4 protein-coding genes and 1 pseudogene are annotated in these 3,517 nt (G+C 65.9%); all 5 read left to right on the forward strand.

Annotated elements, in window-relative coordinates:
• Positions 1-252, forward strand: a pseudogene (locus tag EN893_RS24555) (ABC transporter ATP-binding protein); the annotation flags it as partial.
• Positions 249-998 (forward strand): ABC transporter ATP-binding protein, encoded by a 750-nt coding sequence (locus tag EN893_RS24560; protein ID WP_127272525.1) that lies wholly within the window; start codon positions 249-251, stop codon positions 996-998. The pseudogene EN893_RS24555 and the gene EN893_RS24560, both read left to right, overlap by 4 nt.
• Entirely contained in the window at positions 995-1,903 is a 909-nt protein-coding gene (locus EN893_RS24565; protein ID WP_127271373.1) for a branched-chain amino acid ABC transporter permease, read from the forward strand. The genes EN893_RS24560 and EN893_RS24565 overlap by 4 nt, the downstream gene beginning before the upstream one ends.
• Positions 1,900-2,883: a branched-chain amino acid ABC transporter permease gene (locus EN893_RS24570; RefSeq protein WP_164748655.1), complete on the forward strand. Its 984-nt coding sequence runs from the start codon at positions 1,900-1,902 to the stop codon at positions 2,881-2,883. The genes EN893_RS24565 and EN893_RS24570 overlap by 4 nt, the downstream gene beginning before the upstream one ends.
• A complete protein-coding gene (locus tag EN893_RS24575; protein ID WP_245490894.1) occupies positions 2,880-3,515 on the forward strand; it encodes an FAD-dependent oxidoreductase in 636 nt (211 codons plus the stop codon). Before EN893_RS24570 ends, EN893_RS24575 begins: the two co-directional genes overlap by 4 nt.
• Positions 3,516-3,517: the final 2 nt, after the last annotated feature.

Here is a 3,517-nt window from a genome sequence, read left to right on the forward strand (position 1 = left end):
GCGATCATACTGCTCGACGAACCGGCGGCCGGCGTCAACGCGACGCTGCTGGAGGTCATCATCGACCGCATCCGGGACATCAACGCGCGTGGCATCACCTTCCTGCTGATCGAGCACAATATCGATATGGTGACGCGGCTTTGCCATCGCGTCCTCGTCATGGCGAGCGGCCAGCTGCTCAGCGAAGGCACGGCCGAAGAAGTCGCTCGCGACCCACGTGTCATCGAGGCCTATCTCGGAGGCGCGGCATGAGCGAGATCGTCCTCGAAGTCCGCGACCTCGAAGCCGGTTACGAGCCCGGCGTGCCGATCGTGCGCGGCGCCTCGATCACTGTCAAAAAAGGCGAGATCGTCGTCGTGCTGGGCCCCAACGGCGCCGGCAAGTCGAGCTTCATCAAGGCCATCGCCGGCCTCGTCCCGATCACCGGTGGCACGGTGTTTCTGGACGGCAAGGACATCACCGCTGCGCCTGCCCACACCATGGTGCGGCTTGGACTGGCCTTCGTGCCGCAGACCGAAAACATCTTCCCGCTGATGTCGGTCGAGGACAATCTCAGGGTCGCCTGCGGCGTCCTCGAGCGGCGCGAAATCCCTGCCCGCATCGAGGAGATGTATGCCGCCTTCCCAGACCTCGTCCGCCAGCGCCGCACCGCCGCCGGCAATTTGTCGGGCGGACAGCGGCAGATGCTCGCTGTCGCACGGGCGCTGATCGTCCACCCCAGAGTGCTGGTGCTGGACGAGCCGTCGGCCGGCCTGTCGCCGAAATTCGTCTCGATGGTGTTCGAGATGCTGGCCGGCATCCGCAAGTCCGGCGTCACCATCCTGCTGGTCGAACAGAATGCCAAGGCGGCGCTCGCCATCGGCGACCGCGCCTATGTCCTGGTCGAAGGCAAGGACCGGCACGAGGGCATCGCCTCCGAATTGTGGAACGATCCGGTGGTCGCCGAACTCTATCTCGGCCAGCGCCCATCTAAGGCAGGGAAAGGAGGTGAGGCATGAGCCTGCAATTTGTCGTCGACGGATTGCTGACGGGTTCGATGATCGGCCTCGGCGCCATCGGCGTGACGCTTACCTATTCGATCCTGCGCTTCTCGAACTTCGCCCATGGCGACTTCATGGCATGGGGCACCTATGCGACGCTGGCCGTCGTCAGCGCCATCGGTGCGACAGTAGGCAAGGTGGCGCCGATCGCACCGCTGTCCTTCGGCTGGCCGCTCATTGTTGCGCTCGTTATCGGCATGGCCTTCACCGCGCTCTTGGCGCTGCTGCTCGACAAGGTGCTGTTTTCGCGGCTTCGCTCGCAAGGCCAGGCGATCATCGTGGTGATGGCGAGCTTCGGCGCCTCGATGGCGCTGAGAAGCCTGCTCGAATTCACCTTCACCTCGCGGCCGACCTATTTCAGCCGCGCGATCCAGATCGCCATGCCGATCGGCTTCGGCATCCGCATCACACCCGACCAGATCGCGCTTTTGCTGCTGACCGCGGTGCTGGTGCTCGGCGTGCATCTGTTGATAACGCGCACGCAGACCGGCCGCTCGATGCAGGCCTTGAGCCAGAACGCGGCGCTGGCCCGCATCGTCGGCATCGATGTCGCCAGCGTGGTGCGCGTCACCTGGGTCATCGGCGGCGCTCTCGCCTGCGTCGCCGGCGTGATGATCGGCATTCTGGTGCAGATCCGCCCGTTCATGGGCTTCGACATGCTGCTGCCGATGTTCGCCGCCGCCATTCTCGGCGGCATCGGCAGCATTCCCGGTGCGGTGCTCGGCGGCCTGATCATCGGGCTCGCCGAGGCTGGTGCGGTGCAGTTGATCGGCGCCGAGTGGCGCGCCGCCGTTTCCTTCATCATCCTGATGGCGGTGCTGTTCGTGCGGCCGATCGGCCTGTTTGGTGTGAGGGAACGCTGATGGACCTGCTCGGCTACGGCGCCTTCTTCCTGACCACAGCGCTGATCTTCTCGCTGGTCACGCTAGGGCTCAATTTGCAGTGGGGCCTGACCGGGCTGTTCAATGTCGGCCTCGCCGGCTTCGTCGCCATCGGCGCCTACACATCGGCGCTGCTGACCACACCGGACGATGCCGCGCGGCTGGGCGGCTTCGGCCTGCCGATCCTTGTCGGCTGGGCGGGCGCCATGGTCGTCGGCGGCATCGCTGCAGCGCTTACCGGCATGGCAACGCTGCGGCTGAAATCCGACTATCTGGCGATCACCACCTTCGGCGTCGCCGTCGTCGTGCAACTGGTCGCGCTCAACGCGCAGAAACTGACCGGCGGCCCGTTCGGCATCGGTTTTATTCCGCGCCCCTTCGGCAGCCTTGCCGAGACGCCGCTGCTGTTCAACCTGTCCAACCTTGGCGTGGTCTCGGTGGTGACGCTGATCGCCTATCTCGCCTTGGAACATTTGTCGCGCAGCCCGTGGGGGCGGGTCTTGAAGGCGTTGCGCGAGGATGAGCGGGCGGCGATCTCGCTTGGCAAGAGCGCGCGTTTCTACCGCGTCCAGGCCTTTGCCGTCGGCGGCGCCATCATGGCGCTGGCCGGCGCGCTGCAGGCGCATTTCACCGGCTTCATCGCGCCGGACAATTATCTGCCGATCCTGACCTTCCAGGTCTGGGTGATGCTGATCGTCGGCGGTTCCGGCAGCAATCTCGGCGCCGTCATCGGCAGCATCCTGGTGTGGGCGATATGGGCCGGATCGGGCACGCTGACCAGCATCCTCTTCCCGCCGGAACAGCAGGCTCGCGCCGCCGCGCTGCAGATCGCCGCCATCGGCGTCATGCTCTGCGTCATACTGCTGATCCGGCCGAACGGCCTATTCGGCGACAGACCGCGGCGGTCCTGGTTAGATAAGCGGGCGAAGGCGGCGACGGCCAGGAGCATTTCGCCGTCATGAATGCCACGGTTCGGCGGGAAACGCATGGCGCTTCGCTGTGGCATGCCGTCAGCCGCAACCGCCGCGAGCGGCCGGCGCTGCAGAGCGGGCTCGCTGTCGACCTGGCCATCGTCGGCGGTGGCTTTTCCGGTCTTTCCACCGCGCTGCACGCGGCGGGGAAAGGCCTTTCCGTCGCCGTTCTCGAAGCCGAATTCATCGCCTGGGGTGCGACCGGCAGGAATGCGGGCTTTGTCGTGCCGAACTTCGCCAAAATGGATCCAGTCGACATACTGGCCCATCTCGGACCGTCGCGCGGCGAAAGGCTGATCGATTTCGCCGCCGGCAGCGCCGACCTGGTTTTCCGCCTGATCCGGCAGCACGGCATCGACTGCGACGCCGTGCAGAACGGATGGATCCAGCCTGCGCATTCGCCTGCCGCCTTCGAGAAGGTCAAGTCACGTGCCGGGCAATGGGCACAGCTTGGCCGGCCGGCAGTCACATTGGATCGGCAGGAAATCGAAGCCCTGACGGGCGTGCCGGGCTATGCCGGCGGCTGGATGGATCGTTGCGGCGGCGTGCTCAATCCGGTCGCCTATGCGCGCGGGCTTGCCGATGCGGCGGAGTACGCCGGCGCGCATAGGCGGCCGGATTGAGC

Origin of the sequence: Mesorhizobium sp. M7A.F.Ca.CA.004.04.2.1, from assembly GCF_004022825.1 — a bacterium.
Classification (GTDB): domain Bacteria; phylum Pseudomonadota; class Alphaproteobacteria; order Rhizobiales; family Rhizobiaceae; genus Mesorhizobium.